General features: G+C 57.6%; 22 protein-coding genes and 3 pseudogenes. 16 read left to right on the top strand and 9 right to left on the bottom strand.

What is annotated here, in order from left to right:
* Positions 1-167: 167 nt before the first annotated feature.
* Positions 168-2,867, top strand: a complete 2,700-nt coding sequence (gene mgtA, locus ACJ8IL_RS03570; RefSeq protein WP_197769103.1) for a magnesium-translocating P-type ATPase — start codon at positions 168-170, stop codon at positions 2,865-2,867.
* 48 nt (positions 2,868-2,915) lie between these two features.
* Here mgtA and ACJ8IL_RS03565 read toward each other — a convergent pair whose 3' ends face one another.
* The 7 genes from ACJ8IL_RS03565 to fdhD form a co-directional block, all read right to left on the bottom strand.
* On the bottom strand, positions 2,916-3,689 hold the full coding sequence (locus tag ACJ8IL_RS03565; protein WP_025303344.1) for a DUF3307 domain-containing protein: 774 nt from the start codon (positions 3,687-3,689) through the stop codon (positions 2,916-2,918).
* A gap of 2 nt (positions 3,690-3,691) precedes the next feature.
* Positions 3,692-4,288: a hypothetical protein gene (locus ACJ8IL_RS03560; protein WP_025303343.1), complete on the bottom strand. Its 597-nt coding sequence runs from the start codon at positions 4,286-4,288 to the stop codon at positions 3,692-3,694.
* A 212-nt stretch (positions 4,289-4,500) separates the two neighbouring features.
* Entirely contained in the window at positions 4,501-4,680 is a 180-nt protein-coding gene (locus ACJ8IL_RS03555; RefSeq protein WP_019453520.1) for a hypothetical protein, read from the bottom strand.
* A 95-nt stretch (positions 4,681-4,775) separates the two neighbouring features.
* Entirely contained in the window at positions 4,776-5,885 is a 1,110-nt protein-coding gene (locus ACJ8IL_RS03550; RefSeq protein WP_193402914.1) for a YbdK family carboxylate-amine ligase, read from the bottom strand.
* Between the two features lie 72 nt (positions 5,886-5,957).
* Entirely contained in the window at positions 5,958-6,920 is a 963-nt protein-coding gene (locus tag ACJ8IL_RS03545) for a Dyp-type peroxidase (RefSeq protein ID WP_025303338.1), read from the bottom strand.
* A gap of 34 nt (positions 6,921-6,954) precedes the next feature.
* The gene (locus ACJ8IL_RS03540) at positions 6,955-7,872 is read right to left on the bottom strand and encodes a bestrophin family protein (protein ID WP_025303337.1); all 918 of its coding nucleotides are present in this window, start codon (positions 7,870-7,872) and stop codon (positions 6,955-6,957) included.
* A 58-nt stretch (positions 7,873-7,930) separates the two neighbouring features.
* Positions 7,931-8,773, bottom strand: a complete 843-nt coding sequence (gene fdhD, locus ACJ8IL_RS03535; protein ID WP_197835026.1) for a formate dehydrogenase accessory sulfurtransferase FdhD — start codon at positions 8,771-8,773, stop codon at positions 7,931-7,933.
* Positions 8,774-9,067: 294 nt separating this feature from the next.
* On the opposite strand from fdhD, the pseudogene ACJ8IL_RS03530 reads away from it, so the two are divergent.
* The 11 genes and pseudogenes from ACJ8IL_RS03530 to umuC form a co-directional block, all read left to right on the top strand.
* A pseudogene (locus ACJ8IL_RS03530) lies at positions 9,068-9,259 on the top strand (DNA polymerase V); the annotation flags it as partial.
* Positions 9,260-9,273: 14 nt separating this feature from the next.
* Positions 9,274-9,519, top strand: coding sequence for a hypothetical protein (locus tag ACJ8IL_RS03525; protein WP_025303333.1), 246 nt, complete (start codon positions 9,274-9,276; stop codon positions 9,517-9,519).
* Positions 9,520-9,603: 84 nt separating this feature from the next.
* Positions 9,604-10,059: pseudogene (locus ACJ8IL_RS03520) on the top strand (recombinase family protein); the annotation flags it as partial.
* A 75-nt stretch (positions 10,060-10,134) separates the two neighbouring features.
* A complete protein-coding gene (locus ACJ8IL_RS03515) occupies positions 10,135-10,506 on the top strand; it encodes a hypothetical protein (protein ID WP_126502249.1) in 372 nt (123 codons plus the stop codon).
* A gap of 313 nt (positions 10,507-10,819) precedes the next feature.
* Positions 10,820-10,999: pseudogene (locus ACJ8IL_RS03510) on the top strand (SOS response-associated peptidase family protein); the annotation flags it as partial.
* Between the two features lie 194 nt (positions 11,000-11,193).
* Entirely contained in the window at positions 11,194-11,622 is a 429-nt protein-coding gene (gene umuD / locus ACJ8IL_RS03505) for a translesion error-prone DNA polymerase V autoproteolytic subunit (protein WP_049209475.1), read from the top strand.
* Positions 11,623-11,718: 96 nt separating this feature from the next.
* Complete coding sequence (locus ACJ8IL_RS03500; RefSeq protein ID WP_060433437.1) at positions 11,719-14,256, top strand: TonB-dependent receptor; 2,538 nt, start codon at positions 11,719-11,721, stop codon at positions 14,254-14,256.
* 168 nt (positions 14,257-14,424) lie between these two features.
* Positions 14,425-14,937 carry a sigma-70 family RNA polymerase sigma factor gene (locus ACJ8IL_RS03495; protein WP_025303329.1) on the top strand — a complete coding sequence of 171 codons (513 nt, stop codon included), beginning with the start codon at positions 14,425-14,427 and terminating at the stop codon, positions 14,935-14,937.
* A 17-nt stretch (positions 14,938-14,954) separates the two neighbouring features.
* Positions 14,955-15,872, top strand: a complete 918-nt coding sequence (locus ACJ8IL_RS03490; protein ID WP_038629539.1) for a FecR domain-containing protein — start codon at positions 14,955-14,957, stop codon at positions 15,870-15,872.
* Positions 15,873-16,035: 163 nt separating this feature from the next.
* Positions 16,036-16,854, top strand: coding sequence for an energy transducer TonB (locus ACJ8IL_RS03485; protein ID WP_065424053.1), 819 nt, complete (start codon positions 16,036-16,038; stop codon positions 16,852-16,854).
* A 205-nt stretch (positions 16,855-17,059) separates the two neighbouring features.
* Complete coding sequence (umuC, locus tag ACJ8IL_RS03480; protein ID WP_049204968.1) at positions 17,060-18,376, top strand: translesion error-prone DNA polymerase V subunit UmuC; 1,317 nt, start codon at positions 17,060-17,062, stop codon at positions 18,374-18,376.
* Between the two features lie 27 nt (positions 18,377-18,403).
* On the opposite strand, the gene aceE is transcribed toward umuC, so the two are convergent.
* On the bottom strand, positions 18,404-21,079 hold the full coding sequence (gene aceE / locus ACJ8IL_RS03475; protein WP_442516345.1) for a pyruvate dehydrogenase (acetyl-transferring), homodimeric type: 2,676 nt from the start codon (positions 21,077-21,079) through the stop codon (positions 18,404-18,406).
* Between the two features lie 154 nt (positions 21,080-21,233).
* Between aceE and ACJ8IL_RS03470 the strand changes: the two genes are divergently transcribed.
* On the top strand, positions 21,234-21,671 hold the full coding sequence (locus tag ACJ8IL_RS03470; protein ID WP_025303324.1) for a MarR family winged helix-turn-helix transcriptional regulator: 438 nt from the start codon (positions 21,234-21,236) through the stop codon (positions 21,669-21,671).
* Here the strand turns inward: ACJ8IL_RS03470 and ACJ8IL_RS03465 are convergent, their stop codons facing one another.
* Positions 21,672-22,751 carry a transketolase-like TK C-terminal-containing protein gene (locus ACJ8IL_RS03465; RefSeq protein ID WP_038876720.1) on the bottom strand — a complete coding sequence of 360 codons (1,080 nt, stop codon included), beginning with the start codon at positions 22,749-22,751 and terminating at the stop codon, positions 21,672-21,674. It lies immediately after the preceding gene.
* Positions 22,752-23,242: 491 nt separating this feature from the next.
* Between ACJ8IL_RS03465 and ACJ8IL_RS03460 the strand changes: the two genes are divergently transcribed.
* The 3 genes from ACJ8IL_RS03460 to ACJ8IL_RS03450 all read left to right on the top strand — a co-directional run bounded on the left by ACJ8IL_RS03460 (position 23,243) and on the right by ACJ8IL_RS03450 (position 26,948).
* A complete protein-coding gene (locus ACJ8IL_RS03460; protein ID WP_225735639.1) occupies positions 23,243-24,406 on the top strand; it encodes a colicin-like pore-forming protein in 1,164 nt (387 codons plus the stop codon).
* Positions 24,407-24,711: 305 nt separating this feature from the next.
* Positions 24,712-25,893: an MFS transporter gene (locus ACJ8IL_RS03455; RefSeq protein ID WP_049209473.1), complete on the top strand. Its 1,182-nt coding sequence runs from the start codon at positions 24,712-24,714 to the stop codon at positions 25,891-25,893.
* 98 nt (positions 25,894-25,991) lie between these two features.
* Positions 25,992-26,948 carry a diiron oxygenase gene (locus ACJ8IL_RS03450; protein WP_025303320.1) on the top strand — a complete coding sequence of 319 codons (957 nt, stop codon included), beginning with the start codon at positions 25,992-25,994 and terminating at the stop codon, positions 26,946-26,948.
* Positions 26,949-26,957: the final 9 nt, after the last annotated feature.

Raw genomic sequence — 26,957 nt, 5'->3', positions numbered from 1 at the left:
AAGGAGGCGTTATGGACGATGACCCCGGAAGGAAAATGATTCCAGCGTGGCTGACAGGATAATTCCGCCATTTAGTCACGCTAATAAAAAATTCCAAGCTGCGCAGAGTCACCTGTTTATCGGGCGGGATATCCCTGTGCGCAGAACGAAAATAAGAGAATAGCGTTATGACTCAGATTAATGAAAGAACGCGTCGCCGTGATAAAGACGCGGTGACCTACGCCATTGCGCAAGAGGCGACCAACAGCATCGCCCAAACGCTGGCGAACCTGAAGTGCAACCGCAACGGGTTGACCCAGGACGACGCCGATGAGCGGCTGGAACAGTTCGGCGCCAACCAGGTCGCCCACGACAAGGCGCCGCATGCCTTGATTCAGCTGATCAAGGCTTTCAACAACCCGTTTATCTTTGTGCTGATGGTGCTGGCTGCGATCAGTTTCTTTACCGATTATTGGCTGCCGCGCCAGAGCGGTGAAGAAACTGAACTCACCGGCGTTATTATCATCCTGACCATGGTCACGCTGAGCGGGCTGCTGCGTTTTTGGCAAGAATATCGCACCAACAAAGCGGCGGAAGCGCTGAAGTCGATGGTGCGCACCACCGCCACGGTGCTGCGCCGCAGCAGCTACAGCGCGCATCCGCTGACGCTGGAAGTGCCGATCCGCGAACTGGTGCCGGGGGATATCATCCAGCTCTCCGCCGGTGACATGGTGCCGGCCGACGTGCGTCTTATCGTCTCGCGCGATCTGTTCATCAGCCAGGCGATTTTGACCGGCGAAGCGATCCCTATCGAGAAATACGATGCCATGGGCAACGTGGCGCAGAAGTCGAGCGAAGGGGAAGTGTCCAGCGAGAACGCGCTGCTTGAGCTCTCCAACATCTGCCTGATGGGCACCAACGTCGCCAGCGGCACCGCTACGGCGGTGGTGGTGGCGACCGGCGGGCGCACCTACTTCGGCTCGTTGGCCAAGTCAATCGTTGGTTCGCGGGCGCAAACCGCGTTCGATCGCGGGGTGAACAGCGTCAGCTGGCTGTTGATTCGCTTCATGCTGGTGATGGTGCCGGTGGTGTTGCTGATCAACGGTTTCACCAAAGGTGACTGGAGCGAGGCGGCGCTGTTCGCGCTGGCGGTGGCGGTCGGCCTGACGCCGGAAATGCTGCCGATGATCGTCAGCTCCAATCTGGCGAAAGGGGCGATCGCCATGTCGCGTCGCAAGGTGGTGGTGAAGCGTCTGAACGCCATTCAGAACTTCGGTGCTATGGACGTGCTCTGCACCGACAAGACCGGCACGCTGACCCAGGACCGCATCATTCTCGAGCACCACATCGACGTCACTGGCGCCAGGGATAACGAAGTGTTGCACCTGGCCTGGCTGAACAGCTTCCATCAGAGCGGCATGAAGAACCTGATGGATCAGGCGGTGATCCGTTTCGGGCGCGGCAAACCGGGGATTGAAGCCCTGGGGCGTTTCAGCAAGGTGGATGAGTTGCCGTTCGATTTCGTGCGCCGCCGTCTGTCGATCGTGGTGGCGGATGAGAATGGCAAGCAGCAGCTGATCTGTAAGGGCGCGGTGGAGGAGATGCTGGAGATCGCCACCCACGTGCGTGAAGGCGACAAGATGCTGGAGCTGGACGACGCGCGCCGTGCGGCGTTGCAGGCGCTGGCCCGCGAGTACAACGAAGACGGTTTCCGCGTGCTGGTGCTGGCGACGCGTGAGTTGGATGCGCAGCGCCCGGCCGAACCGCTAAGCGTGGCCGACGAGCGCGACATGGTGGTGCAAGGGCTGCTGACCTTCCTCGACCCGCCGAAGGAGAGCGCGCAGCAGGCGATCGCCGCGCTGCAGGAAAACGGCGTGACGGTGAAGGTGCTGACCGGCGACAACCCGGTGATCACCTGTAAGATTTGCCGCGATGTCGGCCTGGAGCCGGGCGAGCCGCTCTCCGGGCTGCAGATTGAACAGATGGATGACGAAGAACTGGCGCGCGAAGTTGAACAGCGCACGGTCTTCACCAAGCTGACGCCGCTGCAGAAATCGCGGGTGCTGAAAATGTTGCAGAGCAACGGCCATACCGTCGGTTTCCTCGGCGACGGCATCAACGATGCGCCGGCGCTGCGCGATGCTGACGTCGGCATTTCAGTCGACACCGGCACCGACATCGCCAAGGAATCGGCGGATATCATCCTGTTGGAAAAGAACCTGATGGTGCTGGAAGAGGGGGTGATCAAAGGGCGCGAGACCTTCGGCAATATCATCAAGTACCTGAACATGACCGCCAGTTCCAACTTCGGCAACGTGTTCTCGGTACTGGTGGCCAGCGCCTTCATCCCGTTCCTGCCGATGCTGGCGATCCACCTGTTGATTCAAAACCTGATGTACGACATTTCTCAGCTGTCGCTGCCGTGGGACAAGATGGACAAAGAGTTCCTGCGCAAGCCGCGCAAGTGGGACTCCAAAAACATCGGGCGCTTTATGCTGTGGATTGGGCCGACCTCGTCAATCTTCGATATCACGACGTATGCGCTGATGTGGTACGTATTTGCCGCCAACAGCGTGGAACACCAGGCGCTGTTCCAGTCCGGCTGGTTCATTGAGGGGCTGCTGTCGCAAACGCTGGTGGTGCATATGCTGCGCACCCAGAAGATCCCGTTCATTCAGAGCACCGCGGCGCTGCCGGTGTTGCTGACCACCGGGTTGGTGATGGCGCTCGGCATCTACATTCCGTTCTCGCCGCTCGGCGCCCTGGTTGGCCTGCAGCCGCTGCCGTGGGAATACTTCCCGTGGTTGGCCGCTACGCTGGTCAGCTACTGCGTGGTCGCGCAGTTGATGAAGCGTTTCTACATCCGCCGCTTCGGCGAGTGGCTGTAAGCCGCCTCGGCGTTCACTTCGGGGGCGAAATTCTTCGCCCCTGCACTACTACAGCAGTTTGTTGACCAGCAGGCCGAGCATGATGGTCAGCGTGAAGGAAAACAGCGTGCCGAGCAGCACATACTCGGTGCGCATCTTATCGTCGCTCTGGCGCAGATCGCCGAAACGAAAGATAGATTTGGCCGCCAGCAAAAAACCGATCGCCGGAATTTGCCCCAGCAGCACGAAGGTCAGGATCAGCGTTCTCTCCAGATAGCCAATCTGTTTGCCCGCGCGCAGCAGCGAATCGTTGTCGGCCTTGGCCGAAGGCGGCATTTGCGGCGTCCAGTGCGCCAGTAGTTGCCCGATCAGCAGGCTCATCGGCAGATAAATCAGGCTGTAGGCCACCAGCACCAGGCCAATTTGCCAACGCCCCAACTGCTGCCCCAGCGCGGCGAGCAGTTCACCGGCATTCGGCGTCAGCCCCAGCCACAGCAAGGTGATCACCGCCAGATGCAACCCCTGATCGAGCAGGAAACTGCGGGCCGGGCTCAGGCGGGTCATGACGGTGACTTTCAGCAAATCGATCAGGTAATGGCTGACGGCGATGACCAGCAGGCTGACCAGCACCTGAAGTGAAGAAAGCCCGCCGTGCAGCAGGCCGAACCCGGCCACCACCCAGGCGGCCAGCACCCCGTGCAGCAACGCGTGCAATACCAGAAAACGCGAACGCGCGCGATGTTGGATTTTATCTTCCACCCAACTCAGCGGCTGCAGCGGAAAATCCGCCAGCAGATGGACGAGCAACAGCCAGGCCAGCAAAGGCGCATAGGTCAGATCCATAGTCAGACGATCCTGTTAATGGCGTGAATAAACCGCATGATTTCCTCGTAGGCCGCGCGTTTCAGTGCGGCGGAGACCGTGGAGGCGGCTTTTTGCAGCTGGTCCGCCACGGCGGCGCCGCTGTCGGCGAACATTCTCATCTGGACGATGCGCGCTTCGGTCTGCGACAGGCGGCCAATCACATGATCTAACATCGGCAGCAGATCGCTGACAATGGCGTTTGTCCGATCGTTGTCGGTTTTCAGAGCCAGGCGGCAATTTTTCGCCATGGCGTCCAGCGCGCTGCCGGAGTTGATAAAGGCACTGCCGTAACCCGCGGCGTCGGGCCGTTGGCTGCCCAGCCCGACGGCGACGCGCGCATCCCAGTGCGCGGCGCCCATCGCCCGCAGCGCGAGGCGAATATATACCGCCAGCAGCAGCCCGTCCTCCGGGGCGGCCTGCGCCTGGAAGGCGTCGCCGCGAAAGATTTCCACCTGATGAAGCTGCCCGTCGCGCTGCAGCCGATCGAGCAGGCTGTGCAGCTCGTTGAGGTAGTTGACGGTATCTGATCGGCGAGAATCGACCAGATCGCCGCTGATTACGCTGATTGGTGTCGACATAGCGTGTTCCGTTGCTTACCGAGGGATGACTATAAATTCGCACCTGGATACGAATATGTCAATAATTCGTCTTTGGATACGAATTTGTAGGGAATTCGCCTGTGAGAACGAAATGCGGTGGCGTGAGGAAAGGGGACGAACGGCCGGGAATGCGCGGGCCTGTCAGGCTCGCCACCGGCGGCGTAGAGGGAAAATGGCCGGCAACCGGCCGTTCAGAAACTTTTAACCAGCACTTCACGCGGCATTTCGCTGCCGTGCTTCAGCAGGTGCTCAAACGATCGTTCGCTGCTTTTCAGCTGTTGCAAAAACTCCTGCGGCGACAGATCGTGTTTTTTGCCGCTCATGTAAGCCAGCGCCAGTTCTTTTGCCTGATAGCGGGAGAAGTTGTACATGGTGTCCTCGATACGGTGAATGTCAGTGCTCACGATTGTAGCGAAAGAGCACATAATGAACAGTGGCTTTGGCGTATGGAATCGATAGCCGAAACTTAACTTGCCGGTTGCAACAGCTCATCGCACAGGCGTTTGATCACCTGAGCCTGCGGCAGGCCGTTGTGCAACATCTGACGGATATGCTCCGAATCGCTGATGCCCTGGCGGACATGGCGCTCGACGGCCTGTAACACGGCCCGATCCTCCCGCCGCTCGGCGAAATCGCTCAGCGCCTCGAGGGTGTGCAGGATGTGGGCGGTCAGGCTGCGGCGGCGCAGCGTCGTGGGATCGACGTATTCGGCGGCGAAACCGCTGCGATAGGCGTTGATCTTGTTGTAGTGGGTGAAGGCATCGTATTCCGGCGCGATCGGCGTCCGGCGTTGCAACAGAAAATCGGCCAGCAGACGGCAGTAACCGACCAGCAGCACGGCGTGCGCGAGGCGCAGCGGCGTATCGCAGATGCGGATCTCCACCGTGCCCAGCTCCGGTTTCGGCCGTGCATCCCAGTAAATATCCTTGACGCTTTCAATCACGCCGGCGGCGTTCAACCGTTCGTAGTAAGCGTTGAATTCGCGCCAGCTGTAGATGTGTTCCAGGCACCCGTAGTTGGGAAAAGAATTCTGGGCGCTGAAGCGGGAACTGGCAAAGCGCGTGTCGACCCCCTGATACAGCGGCGACGAGGCGCTGAGCGCGATCAACTGCGGAAAATAGGGCGTCAGCGCATGGCACAGGTACATCGCCTCGTCCCCGTCGTTGACGCCGAGGTGAATGTGTTGGCCGAATACGCAGGCCAGCTTGGAGAGATAGCCAAAACGGCTGGCCAGCTGCCTGTAGCGCGCGCTGTCGCTGATGACCTGCTTGCGCCAGTCGTTGCTCAGGTGCCGGCCACCGCCGCAGACGTCACAGCCCAGGCGCTGCGCGCTGCGCCGGACGGTATGGGTCAGGGCGCGCAGCTCGGCGTGCAGCTCATCGAGATCGCGGTGCACCGAGCTGTTCAGCTCCACCATCGATTGGGTGAGCTCATGCTTGACGCGCCGGCGGTCGCCGACCGCGCTGACCACCCGGTCGGCCCGATCCGCCAGATCGTAGTGCTCGGCATCGACCAGCTGTAACTCTATTTCGGTGCCGATGGAGAGCCTTTCCGAACGTTTGAATGTGAGCGACATGGTGCCTCCCCCTCAATACGCAACGTTAATTCAGTATACGTCGCGGGGGGAGGCTTTGCCGCCGAAGGGACGTTAGTGCAGTTCGGCGCCGCTGCGGTCGGCCAGCGCTTCCAGCAGCGGGGCGGAAGGCACGAAGAACAGGGTGCCGGTCACCGCGTGGCTGAAATCGAGCAGCCGATCGTAGTTGCCGGCCGGGCGGCCGATGAACATGTTTTCCAGCATCTGCTCGATCGGCTGCGGGGAGCGTGCATAGCCGATAAAGTAGGTGCCGAATTCGCGCAGGCCGGGGCGGCCGAACGGCATGTTGTCACGCAGAATTTTCACCTCGTTGCCTTGCTCGTCGGTGATGGTGGTCAGCGAACTGTGCGACGACGACGGTTTGACCGCTTCATCCAGCTCGATGTTGGACTGCTTATGGCGGCCGATGATCTTCTCCTGCGTTTCCACGCTGAGCGAGTTCCAGCCCTGCATGTCGTGCAGGTATTTTTGCACCAGCACATAGCTGCCGCCGCTGAACGCCGCGTCTTCGTCGCCGATCACCGTGTAGTCGAAGGCTTCGTGCCCCTCCGGGTTCTCCGTGCCGTCGACGAAGCCGATCATGGCGCGCTGATCGAAATAACGGAAGCCGTGCACCTCTTCGATCACCGTCACGGCGTCGCCGAGCTTGGCGGTCAACTGAGAGGCCAGTTCAAAACACAGATCCATTTCATCGGCGCGGATGTGCAGCAGGATGTCGCCGGGCGTGGCGACGGCGACGCGCTCCCCGCTGCCGATCGGGCTGAACGGATGCAGCTGGCGAGGGCGCGGCGCGCCGAACAGCGTATCCCAGGCTTCGGAGCCGAAGCCGCAGACGCAGGTGAGATTGCCTGCCGGCGCGCGTTTGCCGACCGAACGCACCACGGCGGCAATGTCGCCGCACCAGGCGCGCACCGCCGCCAGATGGGCGGGAACGGGCGACAGGGTAGCGACGATGAAGATGGCATGGCGCGTCACCGGTGTGAATACGGCTTGCGGCAGAGGGTTATTTGCATTCATTGCATTCGGCTCCAGTGTGTTCGGGTGAAATAGGTCAGATCAAATTAAAGTGCTCGTCGGGTTTCATCGGCGGTGGCAGCGGGCTTTGGTCGTTCATTTCCAGCAGGTTGCGCTCGATGGTGTTGCAGATGGCGTTTAACGGCAGATGGTTAGCCGACACGCCAAACGGATCCTCCAGCTCTTCGGCCAGTGAGTCCCAGGATAAGAAGGTATAGGAAATGAACACTGAAACAAACGGTGTCATGTAATGCAGGTCGGTCACCAGGGCAAAAGGCAACAGGCTGCAGAACAGGTAAACGGTGCGCTGCAGGATCAGGGTATAGGCGAACGGCACCGGCGTGCTGGCGAGCCGTTCGCAGCCGCCGAGGGCGTGGGACAGTTCGCTCAGCTTGTTGTCGAGCAGCTCGAAAGTGATGTCGCTCAGCAGCCCCTGGCGGCGCAGCTTGCCGATCTCCTGGCCCAGCATCAGCAGGATGCGGTTGGTCGGCATCGGGCTGGCGATCACCTCGGCCAGCTCTTGGCTGCTGAGATTGTGGTACAGATCGGCGGTCGGGTCGGTGCCGCGCAGCTGATGCTTCAGGCTCCAGCTGAAGGCGATCAGCAGCTTGGCAACCTTTTGCTGCACCGCCGATTCGTCCGGCAGCAGGCTTTTGATCTGGCGCAGCAGGGAGCGCTCGGTAATCAGCAGCGAGCCCCACAGGTTGCGCGCTTCGACAAAGCGGCTGTAGCCGGCGTTATTGCGAAAGCCGAGAAAAATGGCGATGGCGATGCCCAGCAGGCTGAACGGTGCGATGGTTAAATGCACGCCGAGCTGTTCGTACCATTGGTAGCTGATCACCGCCACTATCGACATCAGCACGTTCAGCGATAGGCGAAAGGTGATCTTTGATAGCACGGAACCGTGCCAGGCGAACAGGCGAAAAAACCAGTTCTGATTCGGGCGAATTATCATGACGTGGGTGCTTCCTGGTGTCCTGCTATTGAGAATAGTCGATTCTTATCCGGCGGCGTTAGGCCGCCGTTGTCGATTGCCAGAGCCGCTGCGGATGCGTATAGACGGTGGCGCGCCCCGGTTTGCTGAAGCCCACCAGCGTCAGGTTGCTGCGTTCGGCCACTTCCACCGCCAGGCGGGTGGCGGCGGAAACGGCGAACAGGATCTCGACGCCGCACATGGCGGATTTTTGCACCATTTCATAGCTGGCGCGGCTCGACACCAGCGCCGCACCCTGCAGCCACGCCTGTTGGCTGCGGTAGCCCAGCAGCTTGTCGAGCGCCACGTGGCGGCCGACGTCTTCACATCCGCCGCTGAGCGCGCCGTCCGGCTGGATCCAGGCCGCCGCATGGGTGCAGCCGGTCAGTTTTCCTACCGTTTGCACCTCCTGCAGCTGCGCTAACGCCCGGTCGAGCAGCGCCAAATCGAAACGTTGCGTGAAAGGCAGCGGCGCGATGGGCTGAGCAACCTCCTGCAGCTGTTCCACCCCGCAGACACCGCAGCCGGTGCGGCCGGCCAGGCTGCGGCGCTTCTCTTTCAGCTGCATAAAGCGGCGGCTCGAGAGTTCCACATGCACTTCAATGCCGTTGCAGGCCGGTTGCTGGCGGATGTCGTAGATGTCGTCGGAGGAGGCGATAATGCCTTCGGACAGCGAAAAACCGATGGCGAAGGCCGCCAGATCTTTCGGCGTCGCCATCATCACCACGTGGGAAATGCCGTTGTACACCAGGGCGACCGGTACTTCTTCCGCCAGCCAATCCTGTTGCGCCTGAGCCAGATCGTTGCGCTGCCAGACCGCGTGGCGCGACAGGCATTCCTGTTTGATATCGTCGGTTTCTGCGAGGAGTAGGTGCTTGTTCATAACGTTCTCGTGACTGTCGGTGACGAGGCGCCGACGGGGATGAATTCTTATTAGCAGGTGTGGGGATTATACAGGATTCTGATCCCGCTCGCGTAGGGAATCACGCCCTGCAGGTTATCCACAGTTTTGGTGGATAACGTGTGTGCAAGGGGCAGTAAAACACTTAGCAGGCGTAAAAAAAAATCGCTCAGAAAATTATTATATTACGCGGCAAAGCGCGATCCGCAGGGGGATAGGGGGGGGCACGCGTTCGCGTTTTGTTTATGCCTTACTGTATAAATATACAGCTTGGTTATGATTATGCTGAGTACTTTAAGGTTGTATGCTTTTTCACCAGTTGAGCCCCTGACGTTACCGCTGTTTGCCGATCGCGTGGCCTGCGGTTTTCCCTCCCCGGCGCAGGACTATGTCGAGAGCCGGCTGGATATCGGCAAACTGCTGGTGCGGCATCCTAACGCCACTTATTTCGTGCGCGCCAGCGGTGAGATGGAGCGAGCAGGATGGATCAGGCACTGAATTTTTCACTCAGCTATGCGCAGCTGACCCGGGAAGCAGAAGATGCGATTAAAAAATGCAATCTGAACCAGGGCGGGATGGGTTACACCCTAGAGTTGGGTAAGGCTTCTGTCATTCTGAGTTTCTGGTACGGTCTGGCGCTGCAGGGCTATCCGGGCACAATAATGGATGAACGTGTTGATGCCGACCGGCTGCGCCTGCATGTCCTCATCTATAAGAGAGAGGGGTGACATCGTGGCAACGGTTAACGTCCGCCGGCCGTCGCCGCTGCAGCGACGGATGCTGATTGTGCTGGCCGCCCCCAAACGGTAACTGATATTTTGCTGGTTGAGCAGATAGACCGCCTGACCCGTCTCAGCAACAGTGACTGGATGACGTTGAAAAAGCAGATTGAGCAGCATGAGTTACGGATTGTCAGCCTGGATGTCCCTACCTCATGGCAGGCGCTGTTAGAGAAAGATCCTCCACAGGCGGGCCCGATCACCCGTGCAGTAATAACCGCCATCAATAACATGCTAATCGACCTGATGGCCGCGATGTCACATAAGGACTGGTTGAGTCGCCGCCAACGGCAAAAGCAGGGAATTGAACGGGCGCATACGTTGGGTAGATACCGGGGAAAGCAGGCAGATCAGGAACGACATCAGAAAGTCCTGTACTACCGACAGATTAAGAAACTGAGCATCCGAGAAACAGCAGACGCGACAGGCTACAGTACTTCCCAAGTTTGTCGCATTCAGGCCTTCTATAAAGAAGTTGAGACTGATTAAAAAGCAGCCTTAATGTACAATAATTTTCGATATCCAAACTGACCCCATGAACAATCAATGAGTTAGAGGTGAAAGATGATTTCATACAAAAAAATCATACCTGCTCTTGTCATATTCGCTTTATCTAATGCTGTGGCATATGCGAATGATTTCGACAAATCAAATGAAGCGATGGCAATTTCAGCAATAGGTTTTTCTGGCTCAAATGCTCGTGTTGCACATGATGTTTGTGGGGCAACCAATGAGAAAATTGATAAATATAAAAAACAAATAAAAGACTCATTAACTAGAACATTAAAGTATGAACAGTCAGGATTCGATACGCATTGGGATAATGGTTGGAAAAATGCTGATTTTTTGGTTAAGTCATTAAGTAATGATGAAGCCTATAAAAAAGAATATTGCCGAGAGGTTTTAGATGGAATTAATAATCCTGAAATGAATTAAGGATTATTCCTTATTCGGGGTTCTACGCCGGAACCCCAGATTTTTCCGTCCGCTAAAATTATCCCCGGTTGAGCAGCTTTATACCGTCAGCTCGCAGTGGATCATCAGGGGAAATGTGGCGGTACAGCGTTTGTCGGGTTATCCCAAGCTCCTGGCATAACGTACTGACTTTCGTCTCTGGCCGTCCCATTGATGCCATTGCCAGTCGCAATTTTATTGGCGTCATTTTGTAAGGCCGTCCGCCGTTCCTCCCGTGGGCTCTTGCTGAGGCAAGGCCTGCCGCTGTTCTTTGCGGCGCTGTACGCAGCAGAGACCGACGGCCGCGCGCGACTGGCTCGACACCCGCTTAGTCCCGCCCTCTGGTCAAATGCAGGCTGACGTGTACAGCCTGCAGGCAGAGGATTTCGTCTGGCAACCGGTATCGCCCGCCGTCGGCGCCGTTTGCAATGACAATCCCTCACTCATCCTGCCCATCGATACGCCAACGGTCTGAGTGCCGCATTATCCACAGTTTTGGTGGATAACGTGTGTGCAAGGGGCAGTAAAACACTTAGCAGGCGTAAAAAAAAATCGCTCAGAAAATTATTATATTACGCGGCAAAGCGCGATCCGCAGGGGGATAGGGGGTTGCACGCGTTCGCGTTTTGTTTATGCTTTACTGTATAAATATACAGTTTGGTTGTGATTATGCTGAGTAATTCAAGGTTGTATGCTTTTTCACCAGGTGAACCCCTAACGTTACCGCTGTTTGCCGATCGCGTGGCCTGCGGTTTTCCTTCCCCGGCGCAAGACTATGTCGAAGGTCGGCTGGACATCGGCAAGCTGCTGGTGCGGCACCCCAACGCCACCTATTTCGTGCGCGCCAGCGGCGAATCGATGATCGACGGCAATATCCGGGATGGCGATCTGCTGATTGTCGACAGCGCCCTGACGCCGGAGCACGGCAATATCGTGATCGCCGCGGTGGACGGCGAATTCACCGTCAAAAAACTGCAGCGTCACCCCGATGTGCGGCTGTTGCCGATGAACCCCGCCTACGCGCCGATCGTGTTCGACGACGAAGCGCAACTGGAGATCTTCGGCGTGGTGACCTTTATCGTCTACGCGGCCCGGTGACTTCGGCCCTTTTTTTCATTTTTTTTCTGCCCGATCTTTTCGTTGGCGTGACCTCTCTACTGAGTTTCCAGTTCATTACACTCAGGGGAATCCTTCATGGCCATAAAAAACAAGAACGGCGCAGGGCGTACGTTCACATCAGCCAAACGTACCGCCGGGAAGCGGGTCGCTATCGGGGTAGGGTGCGCATTATCGGGCATGCTCACCTCCGCGATGGCGGCGTCCGGTGCGTCGGTGCCACCGGCGGCGGTCGAGCAGTCCGCTATCCTGTCCTTCGCCATTCCCGCCGGTGACCTGGCGCCCGCCTTGCAGACGGCGGCCGCTAAGGCCGGCGTGATAGTGATTTTCACGCCCGAACAGACGCGTGGAAAAAACACCGCGGGCCTGCAGGGGCATTATCGCCTCACCGACGCGTTCAATACGCTGTTGGCGGGCAGCGGATTGCGCGCTCAGCAAACCGCACAGGGATATCGGTTGGTCGACGCCGGGCCGGTTCAGCCGTTGACGATACCGGAACTGTCGGTGGTCGGCGGTTTGTCCGACAGCGTCGCCGCCGGCCGTTCGGTGTTGGATAAAGAAGACATCGAACGCGTGCAGGCAGACAATATCGCCAGTTTGCTTGATCGCTTGCCTGGCGTAGGGATGGCGGGCTCGCCGCGCCCGGGCGGCCAAAGCCTGAATATCTGGGGCATGGGGGACATGGAAGATGTGAAGGTCGTGCTGGACGGGGCGCCGAAGGGATTTGAGAAATATCGGCAGGGCTCGGTATTCATCGAACCCGAACTGCTGAAAAAGGTTGAGGTCGATAAGGGGCCGCACAATCTGTTGAACGGCAATGGCGGCTTTGGCGGGACCATTACGCTGGAGACCAAAGATGCTGGGGACATGCTGCTGCCGGGCGAAGATTTTGGCGGCTTGCTGAAGTACAGCTACCACACCAACGATCGTCAGGGCATTTACAGCGGTGCCTTGTACGGTCGTACGCCGGAAGGATCCGCCGACGGTTTGCTCTACATGAGCAAGCGTGACGGCGGCAACCTGAAGCGGCCGGACGGCACGCGTTTTGCCTATTCTGCCAACGATCAGGCTTCCTACCTGTTAAAAACCAATATTTATCTGAGCGAGGCGCAAACGCTGACGCTGTCGGCGATGCGATCCGATTCCGATGGCTGGCAGCCTTTTGCCGCCAAGCGGGACGATATCGCCGCGCCCAGCCAGGCGGATATCGATAAATATGGCCGGGAAGAAGCGTGGCGCCGCATTCTGGTGTATCGCGACCAGACAGACACCAATTACTCGGTGAAATGGAATCTGGCGCCGGAAGCGCAGCCGTTGCTGAATCTGACGCTGTCTTACGCCTATTCGAAGACCGAGCAGCATGACAAGCGGCCGGATTCCGCTTCAAAGTTCAGCTATCTCGGTACGCTGGGCAATGAAAGTTGGGTGAACTATACCGATCGGCAGTTTGACGTCAGCAATGAAAGCCGTTTCGCCAGCGGTCCGCTGGAGCACAAGCTGTTGCTCGGTGCGCGTTGGCATAAACATCAGCGCGATACCCTGATGTATTACCCTTCGCAGGTGAAAAACGCCAGTTACAACTACGGCTATTTCCAGCCGTACTACATGCCGGCGGGCGAACAGGAAACCCGCAGCGTTTATCTGCAGGATGCGGTCAGCTTCGGCAGCCTGACCGTGACGCCGGGCGTGCGTTACGATCATGTGACCAATACCGGGCAACCGAACCGGGCGCCGCGCTATAACGACAGCGATCCGCTCGTGGGCCATGATTACAGCAGCGTGACCTATACCGGCTGGTCGCCGCATTTGGGCGTGATGTGGAAAGCGACGTCGAATCTGTCCCTGTTTGCCGACGTTAGCCGCACCTGGCGCGCCCCGGTGATCGACGAACAGTACGAAGTGCAATACGCCGCTTCCAGCGTGCCCGGTACCAGCCGCGGCCTGCAGGTGGAACGCATGACGGGCGTTCGTCTCGGCGCGGTGCTGGACTTCAACGATGTGTTGATGGCGCGGGACAGCCTGCAGATCCGCACTACGCTGTTCCGCAATCGCGGCAAGGACGAGATTTTCTATCGTCGCGGCGTAGTGTGTGACGCCGCACGGCACGGGGGCCAATGTGGGCAACCGTTGTCGAACTATCGCAACTTGCCGGGCTATACCATTGAGGGCGTGGAGCTCGAATCGTTTTATGACAGCGAAAGCCTGTTCGGCAGCCTGTCGTTCTCCTCGATCCGCGGCAAACGCGACGCTTCACCGCGCGATCCGTGGGGCAACGAAACCTGGATTGCCGAAATTCCACCCGTTACGGCACACGCGATGCTGGGCATGAAAGTGCCGCAGTGGGACATGGCCTTCGGCTGGACCGGCGATTTCGTACGTAAACAGGATCGTTCACCGGCCGACGGCGATCCGATGGCCGTTGTCTGGGCCCTGCCGAAAACCTCGGGTTATGCATTGCACGGCCTGTTCGCCTCGTGGCAGCCCAGCGGTTTGCACGGCTTCGAAGCCCGCGTGGCGGTGGACAACCTGTTCAACCGCGATTATTACCCTTACCTGGGCGAATCGGTGTCCGGCGTAGGGCGCAACATCAAGTTCAGCGTCAGTCAGCGTTTTTGACGATCCTGTCTGCAGGGGGCCATTTAGGCCCCTTTTCACGTTTCCTCCCCCGTATTTCCCTACTTTTTCGCCGTTTATAAATCATCAGCAATCGCTTGACACAGAAGTTACAATTTTAAAATAATAATAATTATCATTTTCAATCTCATTATCAATTGGTGTCACCGAATGGCAAGGAAAGAGGCCGCGGCAGCCAACGGGTTTGCTCAACAGCTTTACCTTGAGCATCACAGTTGGCTATGCCATTGGCTGCGACAGAAGGTTGGGTGTGCGCATCACGCCGAAGACCTGGCGCAGGATACTTTCATCAGTATTTTACTGAGCCCGCAGTTGCTCGCCATTCGGCAACCACGCCCCTTTCTGGCGACCGTAGCGCGCCGGCTGGTGGCGAATTATTACCGGCGTAAAACAATCGAAGAGAGCTATCTGCAGGCCTTGAGCGAGTTGCCTGCGATCGAGGCGCCCTCGCCGGAAGTTCGTCAACAAACCCTCGAAATGCTCGAACAGTTGGATCAGGCGTTGGACGGATTGCCGGCGCACGTCCGCGAGGCTTTCCTGTTGGCGCACCTGCAGGGCATGCGTTATTGCGACATCGCTGAACGTTTACGGGTGTCGACCAGCTCGGTGAAACAATATCTGCAGCGCGCTAATTTGCACTGTTTCTTTGCATTGGCGGCGTAACGGCAGGTGCGGAACCCATGATGGAATCGGATATCGATCGGCAGAGCGCGCGAGAGGCCGCCGCGTGGTTAACGCAGCTGATGTCGGAAGAGGCAAGCGACGCGGATAGGGAAAACTGGCGACGTTGGTATCAGGCGAAACCGGAAAATGAACGCGCCTGGCGGCATATCGCCGCGTTTTCATCCCGTTTTTCTCTGCTTAACGGGGCGGCGGCGCAGCGTAGTCTGTCGCAGTTGCCGAACCCGCAACGTCGCCGGTTATTGAGAAGCCTGGCGGCCATCGGCGTGGTGGGGACGGTTGGTGTCGGTTCGGGCGCGCTGCCATGGCGCCCCTGGCTGGCGGATTACCGTACGGCGGTGGGGGAACAGCAAACCGTCGCGTTGGCGGATGGCGCGCAGTTGATGCTGAACACGCAAACGGCGGTCAACGTCAGCCGTCAGCAGGCCACATTGCTGGAAGGCGAAATGATGGTGAATCTGCCGCCGGAAAGCGGTGCGTTGACGGTGAGATTGCCGCAGGGCGAGCTCATGGTGCAGGCTGCTCGCTTCAGCATTCGCCTGTGGGAAACTTACAGTGATATCGCCGTTTATCTTGGCCGGGTCACGATCCTTTCACCGGCGCATCGGAACGCGGTGCTCAACGCCGGTCAGGGCGGCAGATTAAGCCGGCAAGGCATTGGCGAACCGTATCGCGTGACGCAAGAGCCCGGTTGGCGGCAAGGCATGCTGCTGGCCGACAACATGCGGCTGGACGACTTCCTGATGGAACTGGGGCGTTATCGTCAGGGCGTTATTCGCTGCCGGCCGGAGGTCGCCGGCCTGAGGCTCTCCGGTGCGTTCCCGCTGGCTGACCCCGAGCGCGTCATCGCGGCACTGCCCGGCGCGTTGCCGGTTAGGGTAAATATGCTGTCAAAATACTTCATCACCGTATCCTAAAGTTTTTTACTCTGCCATTAGGGCATTTCCTTTTCTATTGACCTGTTCTTTTTCTTTACCTGCCCGGTGCCGCGTGCCTAAACGACCTTTCTGACATACCCCGACTGCCGTTGACCGCTGCGTACGTTGGTCTGTTTTACGCTTAACCTGAGTACCGCTCCCTATGTTCAATCACAACGTATTATCTGGCGATTTCTCTTTACCCCCTACAGGCGGGCGATGGCGCTGGGCTACCGCCAATGTGTTGGCGTTGGGTCTGCATGGTGCGTTGTGGTTTGGGCTCGGTTATCACCTGATGCCACCGTTGCTGCCTGCGGCACAACCGATGGTGTTGATGATGGTTGCCGAGCCGGCTGAATCGACACCCAACACGGAGCCGATGCCAACCGGCGTGCGCCAGGTGCAGGCGGTGGCGCAACGGCAGGCCAATCGGGAACCGGAGGCGGCGATGCCTCCGCTGATTCATGCACCGCGTGCAACGGAGCGGCAGAGCAAGGCCAAAGGGCAACGGAACGACCCCATCAAACCGAAGACGGAACCGCCGCGCCCAAGGCAAGAAGAACAGGAAAAAATGGCGTCTGCAAACTCAAGAGCATCAAGTACCAGCGCGCCGCCGTCTCTGGATGGAAAGCGTGTTGCCGCGCCGCAAACCAGCGTGGCGTCGCAGCCGAGTCAGGATGCCTCGGTCTGGAGCGGCCTGCTGTTGGCGCATTTGAGCCGTTTCAAACGCTATCCCGCCCTGGCGGTACGCCAGCAGCGCCAGGGTATTGTTCAGGTTGCCGTGACGTTGGATCGACAGGGAAACGTGCTGGGCGTGAAGCTATTGCGATCGAGCGGCGTTGCTTCGCTCGATCGGGAGGCGCTTCAGTTACCGCAGCGCGCTTCTCCACTGCCCGCACCCGGCAACGAGATCGCAGCGGGGCAGGCGGAATTCAGCGTGACCATTCCGATTCGTTTCGATCTGCGTGAAGTTCGCCGTTAATGAAAAACTCGGCTCCAGGTAAACGGAGGGCTGAGTTAAAAGCCAAAGTGCATCAAACGGATAGCAGCGATGAGGTGGTTTCTACTTGATCGTCGCCAGAAAAATACAAATACTGTATGCATGAACAGTTATTTGGTGCCGCTATGAATAATAACCCACTGATGATAACGCCGGTCTGGCCTCTGGCGATGAAGGGGCAGTAGCCATGTTCGCCCTGGTAGACGTCAACAGTTTCTATGCTTCCTGCGAGACCATCTTTCGGCCCGATCTGCGCGGGCGGCCGGTGATCGTGCTGTCCAACAACGACGGTTGCGTGATCGCCCGTAGCGCCGAGGCGAAGGCATTGGGCGTGCCGATGGGGGCGCCTTATTTCAAAATCAAAGAGGAAATGCGCCGCCGCAACGTTGCGGTGTTCTCCTCCAACTACGCGCTGTACGCCGACATGTCCCGCCGGGTGATGGACACGCTGGAAGAGATGGCGCCGGCGGTGGAGATTTATTCGCTGGACGAAGCCTTTCTGCGGCTGGACGGTGTGGCGCACTGCGAGGCGCTGGAGCCATTCGGCCAGCGGGTGCGCGATCGCATCCGGCGCGAGCTGCATTTGACGGTCGGGGTCGGCATTGCGCCGAGCAAAACGCTGGCCAAGCTGGCCAACTTCGCCGCCAAGAAATGGCGCGGCACCGGCGGCGTGGTGGATTTATCCGATCCGGCGCGCCAGCGCAAACTGCTGGCGTTGCTTCCGGTGGAAGAGGTGTGGGGCGTGGGGCGCCGCCTGACTCGCCAACTGCAGGCGATGGGTATTCACACCGCGCTGCAGCTGGCGGACTGCGATACCCGGCTGGCGCGTAAAACCTTCAGCGTGGTGCTGGAGCGCACGATACGCGAGCTGCGCGGCGAATCGTGCCTGCAGTGGGAAGATGAGGCGGCCGCCAAAGAGCAGATCATCTGTTCCCGCTCGTTCGGCCAGCGGCTGACGCACTACCCACACATGCGCGAGGCGATCTGCAGCTACGCCGAACGCGCCGCCGAAAAGCTGCGGCAGGAAAAGCGCTATTGCCGCAACGTGTCGGTATTTATCAAAACCAGCCCGCATTCGGCGGGCGAAGGGTATTACAGCAATATGGGCACCGCCCGGCTGCAAACCCCGAGCAATGACAGCCGCGACATCATCGCCATGGCGGTACGTGCGCTGGAAAGCATCTGGCAGGAGGGGCGACGTTACCTGAAGGGCGGCGTGGTGCTGGGAGATTTCAGCGCCGCCGCCATGGCGCAGATCGATCTGTTCGACGACTGCCCGCCGCGCCGCAACAGCGAGCGGCTGATGGCGACCCTCGATCGCCTGAATCAGGAAGGGCGCGGGCGCGTGTGGTTCGCCGGGCAGGGGATCGTCAAGCCGTGGCAAATGAAGCGCGACATGCTGTCGCCGGCCTACACCACCCGGCTGGCGGACATTCCGGTGGTGCGGCTGGGGGAGCGGGCGCCGTGCTCCGCCGAATCGAAGGAAGAAAAACGCCGCGGGTGACAACCGGCGGCGTGGGTAGGCTGAGTGTTACTTCACCGCCGCCGGATCCGGCTTATCGGGGGCGATGCCATACAGCGCCATGGCGCGGTTGACCTCGCTGCGGGCGATACGGCCTTCGTCAGCCAGCAGTTTCAACGCGGCGAGCGCGATGAAATGGCGGTTGACCTCGAAGAACTCACGCAGCGCCTCGCGGGTGTCCGAGCGACCAAAGCCGTCGGTGCCCAAGGCGATAAAGGTGCGGTCGGGCAAGAACGGTTTGATCTGATCGCCGACGATCTTCATATAGTCCGTCACCACCACCACCGGGCCGGGATGCGCCGCCAGCAGGCTCTGAATATAAGGAACTTTCGGCGGATCTTCCGGATGCAGCAGGTTCCAGCGTTCGGCCGCCATGCCGTTGCGGCGCAGCTCGCTCAGGCTGGTGGCGCTCCAGATATCGCTGGCGACGCCAAAGTCCGCCGCCAACAGCTCCGCCGCCGCCAGCGCCTCGCGCATGATGGCACCGCTGGCGACCAGCTGAGCGCGCGGGCTCTCTTGGTTTGTCGTTTCGCTCTGTTTGAGCAAATAGGCGCCCTGGATAATCCCGTCCTCCACGCCCGCCGGCATCGGCGGCTGCGGGTAGCCCTCGTTGAGCAAGGTGATGTAGTAGTAAATATCCTCTTGTTCAACGAACATCCTGCGCATGCCGCTCTGGACGATCACCGCGAGTTCATAGGCATAGGTCGGATCGTAGGAGACGCAGCTGGGGATCACCGAAGACAGCACGTGGCTGTGGCCGTCGTCATGCTGCAAGCCTTCGCCCATCAGGGTGGTTCTGCCGGAGGTGGCGCCGAGCAGGAAACCCTTGGTGCGTGCGTCGGCCGCCGCCCAGGCGAGATCGCCCACCCGTTGCAGCCCGAACATGGAGTAGAAGATATAGAACGGGATCGTCGCGACATCGTGGTTGCTGTAGGCGGTGCCGGCGGCGATCCAGGTCGATATCGCACCGGATTCGTTGATGCCTTCCTGCAAAATCTGGCCGTCTTTGGCCTCTTTATAGTAGCTGAGCTGCCCGGCGTCTTGCGGGGTATACAGCTGGCCGAGCCAGGAATGGATGCCAATCTGGCGGAACAGGCCTTCCATGCCGAACGTGCGCGACTCGTCCGGCACGATGGGCACGATCAGTTTGCCGATGTTGACGTCTTTGAGCAGCGTGCCGAGGATATTAACGAAAGCCATGGTGGTCGACATGTTGCGTTCGCCGCTGCCCTTCAGGAGGCCGTAGAAGCGCGATAGTTCCGGTATCGCCAGCGGAGCGGATTGGCCGAAGCGGGCAGGGATGTAGCCGCCCAGCGCGGTGCGCGTCGCGGTGATGTACTTCGCCGCCGCGCTGTCGGGTTCGGGCTTCAGGTAAGGGATCTCTGCCAGTTGGGCGTCGGAGATGGTCAGCCCTAAACGGTCGCGGAAGGCTTTCACCGCATCCTGGCTCATTTTTTTCAGCTGGTGGTTGATGTTCTGTCCTTCACCGGCTTCCCCCATGCCAAACCCTTTGACGGTTTTGGCCAGCACCACCGTCGGCCTGCCCGGGGTATGCACCGCCTGATGGTAGGCGGCGTACACCTTTTGCGGATCGTGGCCGCCGCGGTGCAGCGCCCAGATCTCATCGTCGCTCAGGTCGGCGACCAGCTCGAGCAATTCCGGATACTTGCCGAAGAAGTGCTCCCGCACATAGGCGCCGCTTTGCGACTTGAAGGTTTGGTAATCGCCGTCGACGCACTCCATCATGCGTTGCATCAGCAGCCCGGAGCGGTCTTTTTGCAGCAGTTTGTCCCAGCCGCTGCCCCAGATCACCTTGATCACCTGCCAGCCGGCGGCTTTGAAGGTGCCTTCCAGCTCCTGAATAATCTTGCCGTTGCCGCGCACGGGGCCATCCAGCCGTTGCAGGTTGCAGTTCACGACGAAGATCAGGTTATCGAGTTTTTCTCGCCCGCCCAGCGCAATCGCCGCCAGCGATTCCGGCTGATCCATCTCGCCGTCGCCGAGAAACGCCCACACCTTTCTCCCCTGGTGCGGTTTCAACTCGCGGTATTCCAGATAGCGCATGTAGCGCGCCTGGTAGGCGGCGGTCAGCGGCCCCAGCCCCATCGAAACGGTGGGATATTGCCAGAAATCCGGCATCAGCCGCGGGTGCGGGTAGGAGGAGAGGCCGCGGCGCGCGGATTCGCGGCGAAAGTTGTCGAGCAGCTCCTCGTCGATGCGGCCTTCGAGATAGGCGCGGCCATAAATGCCGGGGGCGGAATGGCCCTGGATATACACCATGTCGCCGGCGAAATCATCGGTGCGCCCACGGAAGAAGTGCGTGAACCCCACATCGTAAAGCACCGCGGCCGATTGGTAGGTGGCGATATGCCCGCCGACGTTGGAATGTTTGCCGGCGCGCAGCACCATCGCCATGGCGTTCCAGCGAATAAACGCATTGATGCGCGCTTCAGCGGCCAGATCGCCGGGATACGTCGGTTGCTTATAGGCCGGGATCGTATTCACGTAGGGCGTGGTGACCATGCTGAAGAAATCACCGTGTTTTCGCTGATCGGCTTCGGCCATTCTTTCCAACAAAAAATGCGCGCGTTCACGGCCGTCGATGTCAGTGACACCTTCAAATGCCTCAAGCCATTCAGCCGTCTCTTGTGGGTCGAGATCTGCTTTTACCGCAGGTTGGTTCATAAAAGCTCCAAATGTACTTACCTGATAAGGCGCTGAGCGATACAGGGATTCAGTGAATTGCAAGTGCAAGAGTTGCAAATGCAACAATGGCGAAAGCCACTCTATCCCTTTACAATTGCAATTGCAACTCACCGGTTTTGACGAGAAAAATGACATGACAGATAAACAACCCGACCTGTGGTTCTCCTTTGTGCGCGCGCATCGGGCGATGATCAGAAAGATAGAGGCGAAGTTGTCGGAAGCGGGGCTGCCGGTTTACGCCTGGTATGACGTGTTATGGGGATTGGAAAGCGGGGAAAACGGCACACGCCGCATGCATGAGCTGGCGGACGTGTTGGTGATTGAGCGTTACAACCTGACCCGCCTGATGGATCGCCTGGAAAAAGAGCGGCTGGTCACGCGTTTTCGATCGGATGACGATCGCCGGGCCTCCTTCGCGACTATCACCGAGGAAGGCAAGGCCCTGCGGAAAAAGATGTGGGAGATCTACCGTTCGGTGGTCAACACCCACTTTCTCAACCAGTTCAGCGAAGAAGAGGTCGCACGCTTCTCCGACGCGTTGAACAATGCGATGCAACTGGCCAGAGAGTGATCAGGCATCGGGCGTGATGTGCAGAACGCGCAGCGCATCGGCGATCAGCGCCGAAGGGATTTTCTGCTCGTCGGCCAGCAGTTTAAGGGCGCAGAGCGCAATCCATTCCGCCTGCGGGTAGTGGATTTCGCCGCGCACCCGTGAATCTGAGCCCACCGCGGCAAAGCGCGCGGGAATGAATCGCCTGAGCTGATTGGCAATCAGGTGCGAGTAGTCGGTAACGGCGACGACGGGGGCATTCCCGGTACCCAGGCACGTTTTCAGATGGCATTCGCCGCCGCTGTCCTGGCGCTGCATGTCGGCGAGTTCGGCGTCCTGCGCCAACCGCGTGTAGCTGGGGCAACTCCAGATTTCAGACGCAATCCCCCAGTTTTTCAACACTTTGGCCGCCTGCTGAACGCGGGCGAGCGCTCGGCCGGCGCCACACAGACGAACCTGCAACGGCGAGTCTGCCGCGGCGGCGACACGATACATTCCCTTGAACGCCTGTTCTGCGACAAACGGTTCCCCTGAAGAGAGGGGGCCATTGTCTGCGTTGGTCGCGAGATACACCATCTTCCTCGTTCCCTCCAGATAGAGCGCGTGGAGGGCGTGATGGAGTATCGCGCCGGTTTCTCGGGCATTGGCCGGATCGAAAGGCAACCAGCCCGGCATGGCCGTGAGCTGAAGCGGGAACCAGGCCTGAACGCCTTTGGGCAAATCGGCACTGCCAGTATCCGCATCGCTGATGAAAATCCCTTTACGATTGGTTTCCGGCTCAAGCCCGCGAAGCATGTCCACCGAGGGCGTGTTGACGAAGTAAAACAGCGGCTTCTCATAACGCTCTGATTGATGGCCAAACCAGAGCGGCCAGGCGGTGGCGTAGTGGGAACTCGGTGGCTCGGTGCGCCTTCTGCCGTCGATAAGCCAGATGTCGCCGCTGGCGTTAAGTTCGTCCAGCGTTTGCGCCGTCCAGGCGCTGGAAGAAGGGCGCGAGGCGCCGGCTTTTTGACTGACGGAGGTCATCTTGCGGATACAGGCTTCGGCCAGGGTTTGGGTTCTGGCCGAAGCGGCGGGCAGTGTTATACGTTGAGGCGACATGCGGAGTACCCTTTTTTAGTTGCAAGTGCGATGATTGTAATTGCAATTCATGGCGTATGCCAATGACTTCTGAACAGGCCGCCGCCGTCCAGGCGTGACCTGCGCCGGTATATTCAGGTTCTGCGGAAGGGAGCCTATTTGTTTCACCGACCAGACAGCCGTCATCCGTTGTCCTTATTTCTGCGGTTTTTTATAAATGGCGGGCAGCTAAAAACGGTTTGCCGATATTACTCAGGCACGCGTTAGTGAACGCTAAACGAGGATATCGGCATCTTAAAAATAAAACGAAATAAGGATGAAAGCATATGCCTGGATTTAATTATGGTGGTAAAGGGGATGGAACTAATTGGAGTTCTGAACGCGGTACGGGCCCAGAGCCGGGGGGCGGCGATAAAGGCCATTCCGGCGATCGCGATCGCGGCGGCGCCGGCGTTGGCAGCAGCCCGGAACAGCAACAGATAGCGGCGATCCAAAACGATCCGGCGCTGCGCATGAAGCTGGCGGCGGTGATTAAGGCGGCGCGCAGAATTAACCCGGATGCGAAATTGCATATTGAAAGCGTCAGCCCATCCGGCACGCTGAGCCTTTCCGCCACCGGTTTGACGGCCGATCAGGCGAAGCACATTGGCCTGGGGGGACTGGTGATGGGGGTCAACGCCAAGGGGGTGACAGTGGCGATCGGGGATATCGAAACCGGCCATGCGCGCAAGCCCTCAACCCCTGGCAAAGGCGGCAACAATGGCCTGAATGCCGGGCAGATCGGCGCCTCTTCGTTAGGCAGTTTCGTGACAGACTCGCATCGCGATCGGCCCGTCAGCGGCTGGCATGGCAACGGCAAAACCGGCGAATTCTCGACGACTCGCACGACCGGGAGTTACTACGGTTTTCATCATTTGAAGGTGGAAAAGCAAGACGGAGTGGCGACCTACAGCCTCTACTATAAGGCCAATAAGAACCGGCCCGCGTTTATCGCCGTGGTGAGAGGGGATAACCTGAATGCCATGGAGGTGAAATATGCCAACGGCAAGCCGGTAAAATCGCCCGGCTCGGTAAAAACGATCGTTAAGGACTTCGTCGAATATCAAAATGCGGAATTAAAAGCCATCAAGGATGGCGTCAGCCTGGCCGCAGGTATCAATAAAGATATCGCGGAAAAGATCGGCGCGAAATACGCCAAACTCGCCAAGGATTTGGAGGCGGGAATTCAAGGAAAATATATCCGCAACGTGCAAGATGCGGAGAAAACCTACGAGCAATTGACGAAGGGCCTGAACAAAAAGCTCAAGGCGCAGGACAAAGCGGCGATTGTCGCCTGGCTGAAAATGATCGATGCGGAACAGTATGCCCGCAATGCGCGGGTATTGGGCAAGGTCTTCACCGGGGTGGACTGGGCGATCAAGGGCGCGGATCTGGTAAACGCCGCGATTGAAGGTTTCTCTACCGGCAATTGGAAAGCGTTCCGCAACCAGCTCGAAGCGCTCGGGTTGTCGATCGGCGCAGGGTATACGCTCTCCGTTATCGCCGCGTTTTTCGCGCCGACGCTGGTGTCGTCGACGGTGGGCATTTTCGCCTTCGCTTACCTGTTTGGCTGGGCCACCAGCTATATCGATGCGGCCCTTGCAGGAGAACTGGAAAAATTCATCCTCGAGATGTAACAAGCTCATGACAGAAGAGGGGGGCATGCCCCCTCTTTTATGGGGTATGAACGCGCCCTGAACAATGCATTAGCATGTCTCATGTAGTTCTTAAGTTGATGATTTTTATCTGTGTAGTTAGTCTTATGTAGCCATCTCCCCGTCATCGGATAATTTCATTATTTTTCTTCCTGTTATGTGATTCTCTTCACGTAAAACACTATTTATCATCCTTTATTCATTAGTGATATTTACATATAACAATTGTTCTCCTAGTTTGTTCATGGTTATTAACATTCGGATTAATGTTCTGTTGGAGTATGGATATGTTGACAGGAAAGTGGGTGCCTCTGCCCTTTATCCTTGTGGTTTCCTTATTGGCTGGGTGTATTGAAGTGGATATGTCCGTTCCCAGCTTTCCGGATATGGCTGCCAGTTTCGGTGTTTCTGAAGGGCATATTCAGCGTACGATCACCTATAACTTCTTGGGATTTGTGTTTGGCGCGTTGATTTATGGCCCACTGTCAGAGTCGATTGGTCGACGCAAAACCATGTTGATCGGTGGGGCTATCATGCTGTTAGGTGCTCTGGGATGTACCTACGCCACTTCAATCGATCTTTTGATGTTGTCCCGCTTTATTCAGGGGTTGGGGGCTTGCACGCCGGTGGTAGTGGCTTACGCGATCATCGCAGACCGTTATCAAGGGGCGGCCATGTACAGCATGATCGGTCTGGTTAATGCCTGTATCTCGATTTTCATGTCGCTAGCGCCGATCGCCGGTGGTTGGATTAATGAGCATTGGGGGTGGAGAGGAAACTATGCGGTTGTCGCGGTGATCACCGCAGCGGCGGTACTGCTGGAATTGTTGTTCCTGCCGGAAACGAAGAAAGAAAAAACGCCATTCGATCTCAAAGCCATTGTGGGAAGCTATGCCCGGCTGACGGCGAGTTTCCAATTCATGCGATTATCGTTGATTCCTTCACTTTTCTTTGCTGCTTATATGGTATTCATCGCCTCCAGCGCTTTTCTTTACCGTGAAACCTTTGCGTTCTCGCTGTCGGCATTTGTCGTTCACTTTTTTATTATCGTGGCGTCATTTTCAATCCCCAGTCTCTTTTCCGCCCGTATTATCGCCGCGTTTGGTGGCGATCGGCGCGCTGAGAAAATCGGTATGGCGTTAGCCATCGTCAGCATTCTCGCTCTACTGACGGCGACAACGCCTTGGGCTATTACCCTGCTGATGAGCCTGTTCTGCTTCGGTTTTTCTATCTGCTATCCGACGCTGTTCGCACGTTCCATGAGTGTCTACCCGGAAATTTATGGTGTGGCGGCCTCCTATATCATGAGCATGCGCTCGCTGCTGGTTGTGGCTATCACGGGGATGGCCAGCTACGTCTTTATCGGGCGGCCGGAGGAAATGAGCTATGTGATGGCGAGTGTGATAGGCGTTGTCGTGTTGTTGTCTATGTTGAGTATCGTGGCATCCCCAAGCAAAGCTGAAGAATAAATAATCGTTTTCGCGTGACCCCCGGCTAAATATTTATATTTGGCCGGGATCGGCATGACTTTTTTAAATACATGTATTCCTTCATCTGGAGAATATCAATGGAAAATGAAACCATGGTTTCGAAGGGCGGTTTGTCTGCCGCCTATACTGATAAATGGGAACAGCGCGCATCAATAAGAACTCGCCCCGGTAAATTTATCGACTTTACTATTCCTGGCGCATTTTTCCCCGAGGAGAATCAGCCGATATTTTTGGCTGACATGATGAGCGGCATGGACAATGAGAGGAAGTCAAAAATACTTACTCAGTCATTGTTTAAATACCTCAATGATATCGTTAATCTTGAGATCAAACTCATTAACTCAGCATGCAATAAAATTATCTACGGCGATCTCGCTGTCAAATTTGACGAACAGATTAAATTGAATGCCTATACCGTCATCATCGATGAGTATTACCATGTTTATATCGCCAGACATATGATCAATCAACTTAGAGAGCATGATGCCGATCTCGGTGCGCTGAGTTACCCGGATTCTGACGCCTATGTGGCCGTTACAGAGGTGATGAAACGGTTACCTGAGCGCTGCCATGACATTTTCGAGATCATTGCGGTGTGCATTTTCGAAACGACCCTGGTGAGAGAGCTGGTGGAGTTCTTTAATAGTGACGGCGTTCATCCATCGATTAAATACTATGTTAATGACCATATGAACGATGAGTCCAGACACTATATTTTCTTTCTCGAATTACTTGGCTATATCTGGACGAGGTTGGATGAAAACGATCAGGCGATGATCGGCGGGCAGATCGCTGATTTCGTAAAAATGTATTTGAATGTTGAATCAGAGAAACAGTTTAACATTGAGCTGTTATCGAAGATAACTCATGATTGCGAAGCCAGCCGGGAGTCAATCAATAAGGTTTATCGCGGTTTTGAAGTGACGCCTGATGTCCCCATTGTTAAAAACGTGCTAATGGCTTTGAAACGAACCGGCATTCTGAATTCGCCGATAGTGCGCCAGGGATTCGAAAATATTGGTTGGATAATTTAATCATGGAGA

Origin of the sequence: Serratia sp. CY47444, from assembly GCF_052168635.1 — a bacterium.
In the GTDB taxonomy this organism is placed as follows: Bacteria; Pseudomonadota; Gammaproteobacteria; order Enterobacterales; family Enterobacteriaceae; genus Serratia; species Serratia bockelmannii.
This window is presented reverse-complemented; position numbering and strand designations above follow the sequence as displayed.